At 41.8% G+C, this 14905-nt stretch carries 9 protein-coding genes; all 9 read left to right on the top strand.

Annotation, left to right across the window (positions count from 1 at the left end; genetic code table 11):
- Nucleotides 1-180: 180 nt before the first annotated feature.
- A complete protein-coding gene (locus tag ACEW8O_RS17210; protein ID WP_373495861.1) occupies nt 181-3564 on the top strand; it encodes a response regulator in 3384 nt (1127 codons plus the stop codon).
- Nucleotides 3565-3602: 38 nt separating this feature from the next.
- Nucleotides 3603-3983, top strand: coding sequence for a response regulator transcription factor (locus tag ACEW8O_RS17205; protein WP_373495860.1), 381 nt, complete (start codon nt 3603-3605; stop codon nt 3981-3983).
- A gap of 39 nt (nt 3984-4022) precedes the next feature.
- Complete coding sequence (locus ACEW8O_RS17200; RefSeq protein WP_373495859.1) at nt 4023-5708, top strand: adenylate/guanylate cyclase domain-containing protein; 1686 nt, start codon at nt 4023-4025, stop codon at nt 5706-5708.
- Between the two features lie 351 nt (nt 5709-6059).
- Nucleotides 6060-6242 (top strand): ATP-binding protein, encoded by a 183-nt coding sequence (locus ACEW8O_RS17195; protein WP_373495863.1) that lies wholly within the window; start codon nt 6060-6062, stop codon nt 6240-6242.
- Nucleotides 6205-6504 (top strand): hypothetical protein, encoded by a 300-nt coding sequence (locus ACEW8O_RS17190; protein ID WP_373495858.1) that lies wholly within the window; start codon nt 6205-6207, stop codon nt 6502-6504. Before ACEW8O_RS17195 ends, ACEW8O_RS17190 begins: the two co-directional genes overlap by 38 nt.
- On the top strand, nt 6501-6842 hold the full coding sequence (locus ACEW8O_RS17185) for a type II toxin-antitoxin system PemK/MazF family toxin (protein WP_373495857.1): 342 nt from the start codon (nt 6501-6503) through the stop codon (nt 6840-6842). Before ACEW8O_RS17190 ends, ACEW8O_RS17185 begins: the two co-directional genes overlap by 4 nt.
- Before the next feature lie 78 nt (nt 6843-6920).
- The gene (locus tag ACEW8O_RS17180) at nt 6921-7088 is read left to right on the top strand and encodes a sensor histidine kinase (protein ID WP_373495862.1); all 168 of its coding nucleotides are present in this window, start codon (nt 6921-6923) and stop codon (nt 7086-7088) included.
- A gap of 63 nt (nt 7089-7151) precedes the next feature.
- Nucleotides 7152-13184 (top strand): ATP-binding protein, encoded by a 6033-nt coding sequence (locus ACEW8O_RS17175; protein WP_373495856.1) that lies wholly within the window; start codon nt 7152-7154, stop codon nt 13182-13184.
- A partial coding sequence (locus tag ACEW8O_RS17170) for a hypothetical protein (protein ID WP_373495855.1) occupies nt 13181-14905 on the top strand: 1725 nt, incomplete at its 3' end. The genes ACEW8O_RS17175 and ACEW8O_RS17170, both read left to right, overlap by 4 nt.

The following is a 14905-nucleotide window of genomic DNA, read 5'->3' as shown; positions in this document are numbered from 1 at the left end:
CAAGGAAGGCTTTGGAACTAAGTTTATTATCCAGCTACCGATTGTCTAAATCATGCTTTTCGGATGAATATTACCTCCTACAGAAGAAGACTGAAACAATTGGTCTTGTTTTTCAAATTTCTCCTATTTATATTATGCTTCTGATTGTTTAAATTACCTCACTATAATCTAGAGATCTTCATGAGAAAAGTCTTTTTAGGATTGGCTTTATTCGCCCTCACCTTTTATTGCCATGCCCAGTCCAATGAAACAGAACAATTAAGAAAACAAATTGAGGAACATACCCAACAGGATACCGCGAGGGTAAATCTCCTGATTAAAATCTCTTATAGTATTCCAAGTATTCCCATCGAGGAAATTGAAAAAAATGCTGCCGAGGCCCTTTCACTTTCTCGCAAATTAAACTATGCCGAAGGGGAGGGATTTGCACTGGCATTGCAATCAAGGTTAAACTTGATTAACAGGAACATGGAAACCTCCTTTGCCCAACTGAATCAGGCTGATTCCATCGCCAAAAAAACCAAGAATTTATTATTGCAATACAGCGTTAATTTTCACTTTATTTCCTACTATAATACCATCAATGATTACAGGCAGGCACTTTCTTATGCCCTCCAAGCAGAAGAAGCCGCGCTAAAATTGGGAAATTTAGAAAGGGTAGAAACATCACAGCGCCAAATTGCCAACTTATACAGGATTTTGGGAGATTATGCACAGGCTTTGGATTACAGTATCAAATCACTTAAAAACGCTGAAGAACTGAATAGTCAGGCACGCTTATATAATGCTTGGTATGCCCTGGCAACAACATATACTTTGATAGGCGATTATGAAAAATCAAATGACTATCTGCAAAAGCTGACCGATCTTCACAAACAACTTGAATATGGAAATTCAGAGTTAAGAAGTCTTTATATTTTACTGGGTGAAAACTACCGACTGGATAAAAAATATCCTGAGGCGATAGAGCAATATATCCTAACATTAAATTTTGCACCTGCCGCCATTGACAGTTTGATCCCCCTAAGTAATCTGGCTGATGTTTATGTAAGCATGGATAGTTTGCCTTTGGCCTTCCAATACGGATATAAATCCCTTGAAAAAGCCAAAAAATCGGGAGATGATTCAGTTGATGCCTGGATATTCGGCATTTTGGCTCGTGCCCATGTGAAACAAAACAGACCCGATAGTGCCCTCTTTTATGCAGAACAAGGGTATAAACTTGGCCTCCAAACAGGATATATGGAGGATATACGGGACAATGCAATGGTATTGGCTGACGCTTATGCGCTCAAAAAGGATTACGAGAATGCCTTCGAATATCACAAAACATATATCAGCTACCGGGATAGTATGACGTCAGCGGAGGTGAAAAACAAAGCTACAGTGCTGGAGTACAATTTTGAAATGGAGAAAAAGGAAGATGAGATTGCACTGCTAAGCGAACAGAAAAAATCACAACAAAACTTCCTGATAAGTGCCTTGATTGTGTTGGGGCTGATCCTGATTACCGTTTTCCTCTTGCTCCGAAATAACCGTCTTAAACAAAAAGCCAACCTATTGCTTCAGCAACAAAAACACGAAATCGACGAAAAGGCAAAAGAGCTTGCCCTAAAAGCCAACGAACTTTCTGCAGTTAACAGGGTAACCAATGCGCTCGCTTCTTATGGGTCCCTGGATGAAATCATTCATCTCGTAGGTGATCAGATGAAAGAGTTGTTTAAAGCAAATATTGTGTACTTGGCCCTTCTTGATAAGAAAACCAATACCATCAACTTCCCTTACCAACATGGAGATGATATGCCTCCCCAAAATCTGGGAGAAGGCCTCACTTCAAAAATATTAAGTAGCGGAAAAGCCCTTCTTATCAATAAAGATTTCGAGGAAATGACCACAAAATTGGGAGCAAGTCGAATAGGAATTCCTTCAGCATCTTATTTGGGAGTGCCAATCTTTCGGGGAAACGAAGCCATTGGCGTATTGAGTGTGCAGAGCACCGAAACAGAAAACCGCTTTAATGAAGGAGATTCCAAACTGCTTTCTACCATTGCATCTTCTGTTGGAGTCGCGATCAACAAAGCACAGCTTTTCGAAGAAGTGTTAGCCGCCAAAAAATCTGCAGAACATGCCAATGAGGCCAAAAGCGCCTTCCTTTCTACTGTCAGTCACGAACTCAGAACACCTCTTACTTCAGTATTGGGTTTTGCAAAAATCATTCAGAAGCGGTTGGAGGAAAAAATATTCCCCTTGGTCGAGCAGAAAGATCCCAAAACAGAAAAGACCATCAACCAAGTTTCAGAGAATCTCAAGGTAGTTATTTCTGAAGGAGAGCGACTGACCACTCTGATCAATGATGTGCTGGATTTGGCCAAAATTGAAGAAGGAAAGATGGATTGGAGCCAGGAAGACGTGGCTATGCCCGAAGTTGTGGAACGTGCAATTTCAGCAACGACTTCTCTATTTGAGCAGAAAAATTTAAATCTGATCAGGGATATAGATCCAAATATCCCAATGATCAACGGAGATACCAACAAGCTCATTCAGGTGGTCATCAACTTGATTTCCAATGCAGTCAAATTTACAGACAAAGGATCCGTCACCTGCAGGATAAAACAAGTTGGAAATGAAATCATCACCAGTATCCTGGATACCGGAATGGGGATTGCCGAAGAAGATTTTGGGGCTGTTTTTGAGCAGTTTAAGCAAATCGGAGGAGATACACTCACCGATAAACCAAAAGGGACTGGATTGGGACTCCCAATCTGCAAAGAAATTGTCGAACACTCTGGTGGCCGAATCTGGGTGGAAAGCGAAGTTGGAAAAGGGACTACATTTTCTTTTGCTATACCTTTTGTAGAAAAAGAAAAACAATCCACTTCAGTAGGACCGATTCACCTCAATGACCTGGTCAAACAATTGAAGGAAAAAATGACTCTTTCAAAACTTAAAGATGTCGGTGCAAATGCCCAAATTTTGATCGTGGATGATGAGGAGTCCATCCGATCTCTTTTGCGTCAGGAGCTAACAGAAGCGGGTTACTTGACCTCTGAGGCCAGCAATGGAAAAGAAGCCATAGAATCGATTAGGCAGCATCGTCCCGACCTGATCATTCTGGATATTATGATGCCCGAAATCAACGGTTTTGATGTTGCCGCTATTTTGAAAAATGATCCCCAAACAATGGACATTCCAATCATCATATTGTCAATTGTCCAGGACAAGGCCCGAGGTTTCCGCATTGGTGTCGATCGCTATCTGACCAAACCGATTGATACTGCCCAGTTATTTGAGGATATCAGTGCACTACTGGAACAGGGCAAATCCAAAAGAAAAGTCATGGTGGTAGATGAGGATAGTGCAGCCATCCGTACATTGACCGAAGTCCTACAAACCAAAGGCTATCAAGTAGTGGAATCCGACGGAAAGGAACTTGTAGAAAAAGCTATTGCTACCCAGCCGGATATTATCATACTCAATGCTATCCTATCTGCAGATGAAGAAATAGTTCAGACCCTACGCTTTGAAAAGGGATTGGAAAATGTATTGTTTTTCATTTATCAATAAAAGAATCTTTTAACCGCTTGAAATTAAATACTTGAAGTATGAAACAAAAAATTTTAATTGTAGACGATGAGGCCCACATCCGCATGCTCATCGAGCAAACACTTGAAGAATTGGAGGATGAAGGAGTGGAATTTTTTACTGCCGAGAATGGAGAAATGGCCCTGGAAGTGATCAGTGAGGAAAAACCGGACCTCATATTTTTAGATGTCATGATGCCAAAATTGAATGGGATGGAAGTTTGTCGCAGGGTCAAACAAGAAATGGGATTAAGGGATATTTATATCGTTTTGCTGACTGCAAAAGGTCAGGAATCGGACCGGCAAAAGGGTCTCGATGTAGGTGCCGATGTTTATATGACCAAACCTTTTGATCCTGAATTGCTCTTGGAAAAAGCCCGGGAAGTACTTGAATTACCTTAAATATTTGGCTTTGCAAAAACCGGTTTCAAAAATTTTTACATGGCAAAACTATCGATAAAAGCATTATTTGGGCGCAATGAACCCTTGAGGTCTTGGTTGGACGATTGGTGTGCCCAAAACCAGGTAAGCCTTTGCATTACTGATGCTTCAAATACGGCAGTTTATGGCAGCAAAGAATTTCAGGATTTTGTATATGCTATTCCAATTGAATTTGAAAACTCCAACCTAGCAACAGTAAACGGCAATAGTGAACTGATCCATCAAGTAGTCGGAGTTTTGACACTGCTGATTACCAAGGAGGGAGAGAAAAGGAAATTGGGAGCAGAAGTGCTGCATCTCTATCAAGAGCTTAATATTATTTACAGCTTCGCAGAAAACCTTGGGGAAGCGATATCCCTTGAAGCTATTGCAGCGATTACACTTAGCCATTCGACCAATTCGATTCCTGCAAATGCAGGTGCAATTGTTTTCCTGGACGAATCTCAGCGTAAATTAAGCGTCCCTGCCATTTCAGGTGAAAAGCTGATTGACGCCAATATTTTGGAGAATAATTTTTCCTTGTTGCTGCGGATTGGACTCAACGGCCAATCTGCTATCATCACCGATATAACCGAATTAAGGGACCGTGGGCTGATTGCAGAAAATGTAACGAGTATCACTTACGCCACCCTAAAAGGTAAGGACCGGATCCTGGGCGCAATCATTCTGGTAGGTACCCATACAGATCAATTTACCGCTGCACACCTAAAGCTCTTGGTGACTTTGGCTTTGCAATCCTCCTCATCCATGGAATCTGCCCTACTGTTTGAGAAAAACATCCGGGAGATAAAAATGAGAGAAGAAGCCATGCTGCGCATCAATGAGGTAATCAAAAAATTTGTCCCCAATGAATTCATCTCCTCCCTAGGTAAAGAGAATATTACAGATGTTAAGTTGGGCGATCAGATTGAGAAAATTGTAACTGTTTTATTTACAGATATCCGGGATTTCACCACCCTTTCGGAGCGGATGAGTCCCGAGGAAAACTTTCGCTTTGTTTCCTCCTTCAATGAAATTTTAGGACCTATTATCCGAAGCCATCACGGCTTCATAAATCAATACCTCGGGGATTCAATTATGGCCATTTTCCCTGATCAACCGGAAGATGCACTTTTGGCAGCAATTGAGATGCAAAGGGCTGTCAGACAATTTAATCACCAACGGATTCAAAAAGGAGAATTGCCCATTCTTGCTGGCATTGGAATGCATACCGGTTCACTGATAATGGGGATTACCGGTGATGAACACCGTTTGGATGCGGCTACCATCAGTGATACAGTAAATACTGCTGCCCGGATTGAAAGTCTGACCAAATATTATAAATCTCCCTTATTACTCAGTGAGGTGACCTCCAAAAGGATTTCCAACCCTTCCAAATTTTTATTTAGACGCCTGGGCAAGGTTCTTCTAAAGGGTAAAAACAATATATTAAGTGTTGTAGAATGCATGAATGGCATGGAAGAAGGCCTAGCTGCTATAAGGAAACAAAATATGGGTGATTTTGATATGGCAATGGAACTGTACCAACAAGGTCAATTTGAACATTCAATACAATTATTCAGCAAAGTGATAGCCTCTGATGAAACAGATCAGACGGTAAAAGTTTTTTTTGAAAAAGCCAAAAAATACTTGGTTGATGGCCCACCTAAAAATTGGGATGGGGCTGAGGAAATGATATATAAATAGGCAATAGATAGAGAAAGCACCGTGTGAACGAACGAACTGCTGAGCTTGAAAAATCATTGACAGAACTCAAATCCACGCAGGCCCAACTTATCCAATCATAGAAGATGGCATCGCTTGGGGAACTCCCCGCAGACATCCTACCGAAAGTGCCTGTCATTCCCCAGGATATTGGGCGCGTGCTGCTCAATCTGATCAACAATGCCTTTAAGGCTACCAACCAACCCTCCAAGGGCCCACGATAGCTATCGGGGGTAAACCCTTGGAGGGTTTCAAACCCCTAGTTAGGGTCTCCATCTTCCCCCTTGAGGGGGGCGGGGGGTAAAAATCTCAGTCCAAGACAACTGACCCGGCATCCCTAATGCCATCAAGGACAAAATCTTCCAGCCTTTCTTTACCACCAAGCCTACAGGACAGGGGACAGGTTTGGGATTATCCTTATTCTATGATATTGTGAAGGCGAATGGGGGAGTTATTAGCGTTGAAAATTTGAATGGGAATGGCTGTATATTTGTCATTGAGTTGCCGAATGATTAAATTAAATGCAAATCAATTAAATGGTCATATTATGCGTGCAATAGAAACTACTGCCTTTTTTGATGAAAAAGGTGAACTTAAAATCGAGGATCTTCCAAAAATCAAAAATCAAAAAGTTAAGTTATTGATATTAATGGAAGAAACTGAACAAAATGAGTGGTATAAATTATCGGAGAAGTCACTTTCAAATGCTTATGGTGACAATGAACCCGATTATTCTTTAAATATGGTCAAGGAGCCTAATCCAGATTATAAATCATGAAAGAAGGGGAAATCGTTTTGACCCACCTACCTCAAAGTGACGGAAGCATTAAGCTTAGACCTGTATTGTTACTGAAGAAATTGCCAGGATATAATGATTTTTTGGTTTGTGGTATTTCTACCCAAAGGCATCAATATATAAATGGATTCGACGAACTAATAGATACAAAAGACAAAAATTTTCTTCAGACTGGGCTTCGTCAATCTTCTATAATTCGTTTAAGTTTTCTGGCTGTTATTCCAAGCAATAAGATGCCGGGAGGTATAGGTAAAATTGAACCGTTAATTCATAGAAATTTATTGGAGCGCTTGGCTAATTATCTAGTAAGTGGGAACTAACCTTGTCTAAATCAAAAAATGGCCAAAGGCACTGAATTTACTGTTCTTTAACCCATAAAAAACTGAGTTGAATTTGAAATCAAGGACAAAATCTTTCGGCCTTTCTTTACCACCAAGCCTACGGGTCAGGGAACGGGATTGGGATTGAGTTTAAGTTATGATATTATAAAGGCGCATGGTGGGGAAATCAATTTGGATTCTCAAGAAGGAAAAGGCACAACTTTTAATATTATATTACCTCTATGACAGTCAAGTATTTATAAAATCAATTATCTTTATTCTGATCTCAATTTTTCTGTTTTTACTAAGATGAATAAGGAAAAAAGACAATTATTGGATAAAACCTATCAGACATTCATGGATGTAGGACTGGGACAGAACAACCTGGATTTACTGGTTGATATTGTAGCAAAAGATATTTTCGGATTTGGTTCGGCTATAGATGAAAAGATATCAGGACTGAACGAACTGCAGGAATTGCTGAAAAGGCAAAAAGAACAAAGTGCAGGGATGGATTTGAGGTGGAATATAAACACCCTTGATATTCATATTTCTTCTGATGAAAACACAGCCATTTTTACCAACGAAGTGACTTTTTACATTACCATTGAAACAGAAAAAATCGAAATGCTTGGACGGTTTTCGGTGGTGTTGGAATATGTACTAAATAAATGGATTATCGTTCATTGGCACGGATCTAAGCCTGAGCAGGTAGAAAGTGAAAAAGACACATGGGGCTTAGAAATCTGGAAAGAAAAGGCAGAGGCACTTGAAAAGGAAGTGGCGGAAAGAACAGCAGACCTGATAGAAAAAAACCGGGAATTACAGGTCGAAGCGGCTTTGGAGCGAGTCCGTGCCACGGCCATGGCCATGCAAAAGAGCGGGGATTTGAGAACGGTGGTAGAAATCCTGTATGAGCAACTCAGAAATCTCGGATTCCAATGGGGGGTTGCTTCCATCGTCATCATGGATCCCGACACCGGCGACTTGGATTGGTGGATGGAAGGTTTTGGTGACGGCTATGTATTGCCTGAGCGCTACCATGTACCCTATTTTGAACATTCAGGGCATCTGCGACAATTGGAACATTGGAAAAGCGGGATACCCTATGCAGAAATTGAAATTTCAGGTGAAGAGAAAAAGACCTATGATGCCTACTACTTTTACCAAACAGATTTTTCCAAAGCTCCAGAGCCATCCAAACAATTGATGATGCAGCATGAGTCGGTGCGATTTTCGATGGCCTTTATGAAATATGGTGCATTGTCCTGGTCACCCACACCTTTAATAAAAGAGCAGGCAACCATTTTGGAACGCTTCGCAAAAGTCTTTGAGCAATGTTACACACGTTTTCTGGATCTCCAAAAAGCTGAAGAACAGGCCAGGGAGGCGCAGATTGAAGCGGCTTTGGAAAAAATCAGGAGCAAGTCTCTGGCAATGCATCAATCCGATGATCTGAAAGGGGTGGTTGCTATATTGTTTGAAAAACTGAAAGAATTAGGTTTGGTTTTCGATGGAGGTGCAGGGGTAAAAACTTTTAAGGAAAACTCGAATGACGCTGTTTTATGGATTGCCGCTCCGGATTACCTATCATCCCCCTCCATTGTCAACATTCCCTTTGAAGAAAAAGATATTTTAAAGAATCCAATGCTTAATGATGTAGGGAAAGCAAGAGCAGCAGGCACAGACATATTCAATAAAAGCTATTCATTTAAAGAAAAAAACGACTATTTCAATTTTGTTTATTCAAATAATGATTACAATCAGATTCCCCAAGCCGTAAGAGACTGGGTATTGCAAACCCCAAATTATACAGGATCGGAGGTTTTCAACCATCATACCTCTGTAATTATGAACAGTTATTCAGGCGAGCTTATAACTGAAAAACAATTTGAGATTTTAAAGCGAATAGGAAAAGTTTTTGAGCAGGCCTACATCCGCTTTCTAGACCTACAGAAAGCGGAAGAACAGGCACGGGAAGCAAAGATTGAAGCAGCCTTAGAACGAGTGCGTAGCCGCACCATGGCCATGCACAAGAGTGAGGACATTCTTGAGGTAATCCGGGTCATGACTGAGCAATTCATTGATCTGGGCTTCGATCTGCATTCGGTGAATATCAGCACAACTGAAAACCGAAGAGACTATTACATGTGGCTTCACGGTGTAAATGCCCCAGCCTATCCCCACCAGGTTTTCATACCGTGGATAGACCACCCGATTATCAACCAACTGCAGGAAGCTTTTGAGGCGAACAGCGATTTCGTGGTCATGGCCCTCACCAAAGAAGAGAAGGACAGGTTTTATTACCACTTGTTTTCAAATACCATTCTCAAACATGCGCCTGAGAAAAGAAAAAGTTTTTTGCTTGCCACACCCGGTTATGCAGGATCATTTTCACTGAATGAAAAGACCATTGTGACCATCGTTAATTTTCAGGGCAATGCATTTACGGCTGATCAGAATCTCGTACTGAAGCGCTTTGCCACTGTATTCGAACAATCCTACACCCGTTTCCTCGATCTTCAAAAAGCTGAAGCGCAGGCAAGAGAAGCCCAGATTGAAGCAGCATTGGAACGTGTAAGAGCGCGTGCCATGGCCATGCATGCCTCAGAGGAATTAAAAGAAGTTGCCCGTGAATTGAGGATGCAATTGGGAAAACTTGGGCAAAAAGATCTGGAGACATGTGCCATCCATCTTTATGAAGAATCACCGGATTTTTTTCATTCATGGGCAGCTGTTCGTCCTCCAAAATCTGATGGTGAAATAATTGAATGTGAGGTAACACTTCCAAAAAAAGGGACACAACTTGTTGCCGAGATGCTGGAAGAATATTTCTCAAAAAAACAAGAATATGTGCTGAGGTCTGAAGGTGAAAAAGCCATTGAATGGTTTACCCTTTTAAAAACCCATTATCCTGAAGTGGTTGACCTGATCGTTGATTCAAGAGACAGTGAGGATAAAAACAGGGAACAAGGTAATGGTTTTTATTTTTCGTTTGCTGATTTTTCCGGCGGATCCTTGGTTATGGTTACTTACGATACTCCTGATGAAGATTCTAGATCGCTGTTACGCAGATTCGCCAATGTATTCGGAATCGCCTATAGAAGGTTTGCTGATCTCAAAAAAGCGGAAGCCCAAGCCCGTGAAGCGCAGATTGAAGCAGCATTGGAAAGGGTCAGGTCAAGGTCCATGGCCATGCATTCCAGTTCCGAAATTCTTGAAGTGGCTCATGCCATGTATGAACAATTGAAGCAGTTGGGATTTGACTACGGGGGCAATACCATCATGATCATGGATAAAGAGACCGGAGATATGGAATGGTGGATGGCAGGTCTGGGGGAAGGAAAGTTTCCGGAGGTGTACAAGATCAGCTATTTTGATCATCCCATACAAAACCAAATTCTGGAGGACTGGAGGTCCGGAAAGGACTTCGCAGTGATCTCCGTAGAAGGTGATCTCAAACAATCCTACGATGAAGAACTGTTTACCAAAAATGGTTACAGGGATCTGCCTGAACAGGTAAAAAACTGGATGCGGCAATTAAAATCTGCTGTATTTTCTTTGGCCTATATGAAGCATGGTGCGCTTCATTGGGGCCCTGCTCCATTATCTGAGGAACAGGCTTTGGTTCTTCAAAGATTTGCCCGTGTTTTTGATCAGGTATACACCCGTTTCCTCGATCTGCAAAAAGCCGAAGCCCAAACAAGGGAAGCGCAGATTGAAGCGGCATTGGAAAGAGTCCGTTCTACTTCCTTGGCAATGCACCATTCGGAAGAATTGGAAAAAGTGGTTTTGGTTGTTTACGAGCAATTGGTAGAACTTAGACTAGTGTTTGACGGTACTCTTATTTTTATATTCGATTCAGACAAAAGGCATATCACTTTGTGGATCGCAACCAACCGTCAGCCTGCCCCTCTCAAAATAAATCTACCATACGAAGCCGATATGAATGACAATCCCATTTTTAGGGATTTGTGGCATGCCATTGATCACAAAGAAAGCAACCTTAACAGAACTTATACCGGCAAGGTGAAAGATGATTATTTTCGATATGTAGGCAAGCACAATAGTGAGACTATACCCCAAGATGAACGGCAATCACTGATCGATCTACCAACATGGATGATGTCATACGTTACGGAGAAAAACTCGATATTGGCAATTGACAGTTGGTCAGGAAAAATTATCAGAAATGATGATTTCAGTATACTGAAACGGTTTGCGGTAGCTTTTGAGCAAGCGTACACCCGTTTTCTCGATCTGCAAAATGCAGAAGCACAGGCAAGAGAAGCTCAGATAGAGGCTGCTTTGGAACGTGTTAGAAGCAGCGCCATGGCCATGCAATCCTCAAATGATTTGAATACGCTTATCGGTAAGGTCTTTACAGAGTGTACAAAATTGGATATTCAACTGGACAGGGGCATCATCATGATTTACGACCCGGAATCACTTGATTCCACCTGGTGGATGGCAAACCCCGAAGCTCCGGACCTTCCGATGTGTTATCATTTAAAATATCATGAGCACCCACCTTACCTGGCAATTCTCCAAGCATGGAAAGAGCGTCATAAAAAATGGACCTATACTCTTGAAGGTAAACTCAAAAAAAATTGGGATGATTTTATTTTTCAGAAAACTGAGTTGGCTTTATTGCCTACGGAAGTAAAGAAAACCATGACAGGATTTCAAAAGGTCTTTTTAAACTGTTCCTTTAATAATTTTGGCTGTTTGCTTTTGGCAATAATTGATCCTATGACTGATAGCAATTTTCAAATACTGTTAAGGTTTGCCAAAGTTTTCGACCTGACCTATACCCGTTTCAATGATTTGAAACTTGCCGAGGCACAAACCCGAGAGGCTCAGATCGAAACCGCCCTGGAGCGGATCCGGGCCAAGGCCTTGGCCATGCATCAATCCGATGAGTTTATGGAAGTAGCACTCACCCTTCGGGAGCAAATGGGCTTATTGGGTCAAAAAGAACTGGAGGCATCGGTGATCCATTTCTATAATCTTAGGAGAGAAACCATACAATCCTGGCACGTATTGAATACACACAGATCGGGAAATAGTGAATTATCAGCAGGATCATTCGAAATCAGGAAAAATACATGCCGGTTGACACATCAATTCTTCACAGCATTTCAATCTGAAAATACCGAGTATTCCATTGTAGTTGAAGGTGAAGTTTTACGGGAATGGTTACAATTTCTTCGATCCATGTCCCCTGAGATCAATGAAACCATTCAGGGTCTCGAAGTCAAACCCGAAAGGGCCTATTATTATTTCTCTAAATTTTTAGAGGGTGCCTTGTTGATGGTTTCATCTGTCCCTGCAACAGAGGAGTCCAAATATCTTCAAAGGAGGGCAGCCCAGGTTTTTGAACTGGCCTACAAAAGATATAAAGATCTGAAACATGCCGAAAAACTGGCCCGAAAAGCGGAGCATGATTTTATCCGGCTTAAAGAGGAAAAAAAGAAAACGGATGAGGCCCTTAGGGAATTAACCGCCACCCAAGCCCAGCTTATCCAATCTGAAAAGATGGCAAGCCTTGGAGAATTGACTGCAGGCATCGCCCACGAGATTCAGAATCCGCTGAATTTTGTGAATAACTTTAGTGAAGTGAGTGCAGAGTTGGTGGATGAAATAAAAGAATCAAGAGCCAAGAACCAAGAATCAAGACCTAAAACCGAAGAGGATGAGAAAGAAGACGAGATTCTGGAGGATATCAAACAGAACCTTGAAAAAATCAACCATCACGGCAAGCGTGCAGATGCGATTGTGAAGGGGATGCTGGAGCATAGCCGGGCAAGTACAGGTGAAAAGGTACCGACAGATATCAATGCTTTGGCTGATGAATATCTGAGGCTCTCTTACCATGGTATGCGGGCAAAGGACAAATCTTTCAATGCCGACTTCAAAACCAATTTTGACCCCAGTCTTCCCAAAGTCTATGTGGTGCCGCAGGATATCGGAAGGGTGCTGTTGAATATCATCAATAACGCCTTTCAGGCTGTAGGGACAGGGCATGTAGGGACAAGGCATGCCCTGTCCCTACAGCATATGGTGACGGTTTCCACCAAAAGCCTTGACGACAAAATACAGATATCGATATCAGACAACGGCCCAGGCATCCCCGATCCCATCAAGGACAAAATCTTCCAGCCATTCTTTACTACGAAGCCTACAGGGCAGGGAACGGGATTGGGATTGAGTTTGAGTTATGATATTGTGAAAGCGCATGGAGGGGAATTGGAAGTCAATTCAAAAGAAGGCGAAGGGAGTGAATTTACAATAACTCTTCCATTAGGTCTTATTCCGGAAACACTTTCAAATTCACGATGAGAATAGTACTCTTCATAATGCTCGTAATTTTCTGCTTCAATAAGCTTGCAGCTCAGGAAGATGCTGTTCAAATAGATTTTTCAACTACTTCAGGGAATGGGATAGTATTGAACGAGGGCTGGAAGTTCCAGGCAGGAGATAATCCAGCGTATGCTCTTCCGGATTATGATGACAGCGAGTGGGAACCCATTGATCCCAGCCTGGATATTTATGACCTCCCTCAGATTCGAAATACGCCAATAGGTTGGTTACGCATTCATCTCCGTATAGACAGCACTTTATTGAATAAACCCTTGGCTTTTCAAATAAGGCAACATCTTGCCACCGAGATTTACATAAACGGAGCACCGATAAAGCAATACGGAGTAGTAAGTGCCGAACCAATGACAGTTGAGGCCTACCAACCGCAGTATGAACCATTTGGGGTATTCTTTACAAGCCCGGAGCAGGTTGTGGCCGTTCGTTTTTCTTTTCAGCCTGACCTGCCATATTTTGGGTTTGTGCCCCCATATAATGGATTCATTCTTCGTTTGGACCGTGTAGAAGAAGCCTCTGCATTTATCAGATATGAAATGAGGTTTAATAGACTCAACTACATTGAGGGTGGAATATTTCTACTCTTGTTTCTTATTCACATGTCATTTTTCATGGTCTATCCCAAGCAAAAAGCCAATCTCTTTTTTGCATTGTCCACTTTTTTTGCCGGGACAGGAAATATCTTATATGTAGCCATCAAAAACAATCACAATGTGGAATTCATCACGTATGCCGCTGTAGTCGACTGGATTTTATTATGGCCATTGTATGGTCTGTTTCTGTTTCTTGCTGTACACACGCTTTTTTCTTCCAGAAAAGGATGGTCCTTTTGGGTTGTAATTATTCTATTTCCTTCGGGAATACCTCTTTTATTTCTTAGCTATAATTGGGGATTCTATTTGGGAATGATGATTCCTCTTTTATTTGGCACTGCTGTAGCTTTCTACATTTCTTTGACAGCCTATGGAAAAGGCAAAAGGGGTGTAGGTATTGTAATGGCAGGTTTGGGATGCTATTTTATCTTTTTCTTTCTTTTTAACTTGATGCTGTATGGCATTTTACCATACGGTCCTCCTATTGGCGGAGAATACAATTTAGGTTCTCTATTTTATCATTTAAGTGTGCTTTCCATCCCCATATCCTTATCCCTATACCTTTCGCTGCAATATGCGTACACGACCAAAGACCTGGAGAAAAAACTTTCAGAAGTGCAGCAGCTGTCGGATAAAACAATCGCACAGGAGCAGGAAAAAAAACAGATACTGGCCACACAAAAAGAAACCCTGGAAAAACAGGTAACAGAACGCACAGCCCAGCTTAACCAATCCCTGGAAAACCTCAAATCAACACAGGCCCAATTGATCCAATCAGAAAAAATGGCCTCACTCGGAGAGCTTACCGCCGGCATTGCCCATGAGATACAGAACCCGTTGAATTTTGTGAATAATTTTTCGGAAGTAAGTGCGGAACTGGTAGCTGAGATTGAGGAAGAAAGAGCCAAGAACAAAGAAGCGGGAGACGAGACTTTGGTCAGCGAAATACTTGGGGATATCAAAGAGAATCTGGAAAAAATCAATCACCACGGCAAGCGGGCTGATGCGATTGTGAAGGGGATGTTGGAGCACAGCCGGACAAGTTCAGGGGAGAAAGTGCCGACAGATATCAATGCTTTGGCCGATGAATAT

This window comes from Aquiflexum sp. (genome assembly GCF_041749095.1).
Classification (GTDB): domain Bacteria; phylum Bacteroidota; class Bacteroidia; order Cytophagales; family Cyclobacteriaceae; genus Aquiflexum.
The sequence above is the reverse complement of the archived record's forward strand: the minus strand, read 5'-3'. Positions and strand labels throughout refer to the sequence as shown.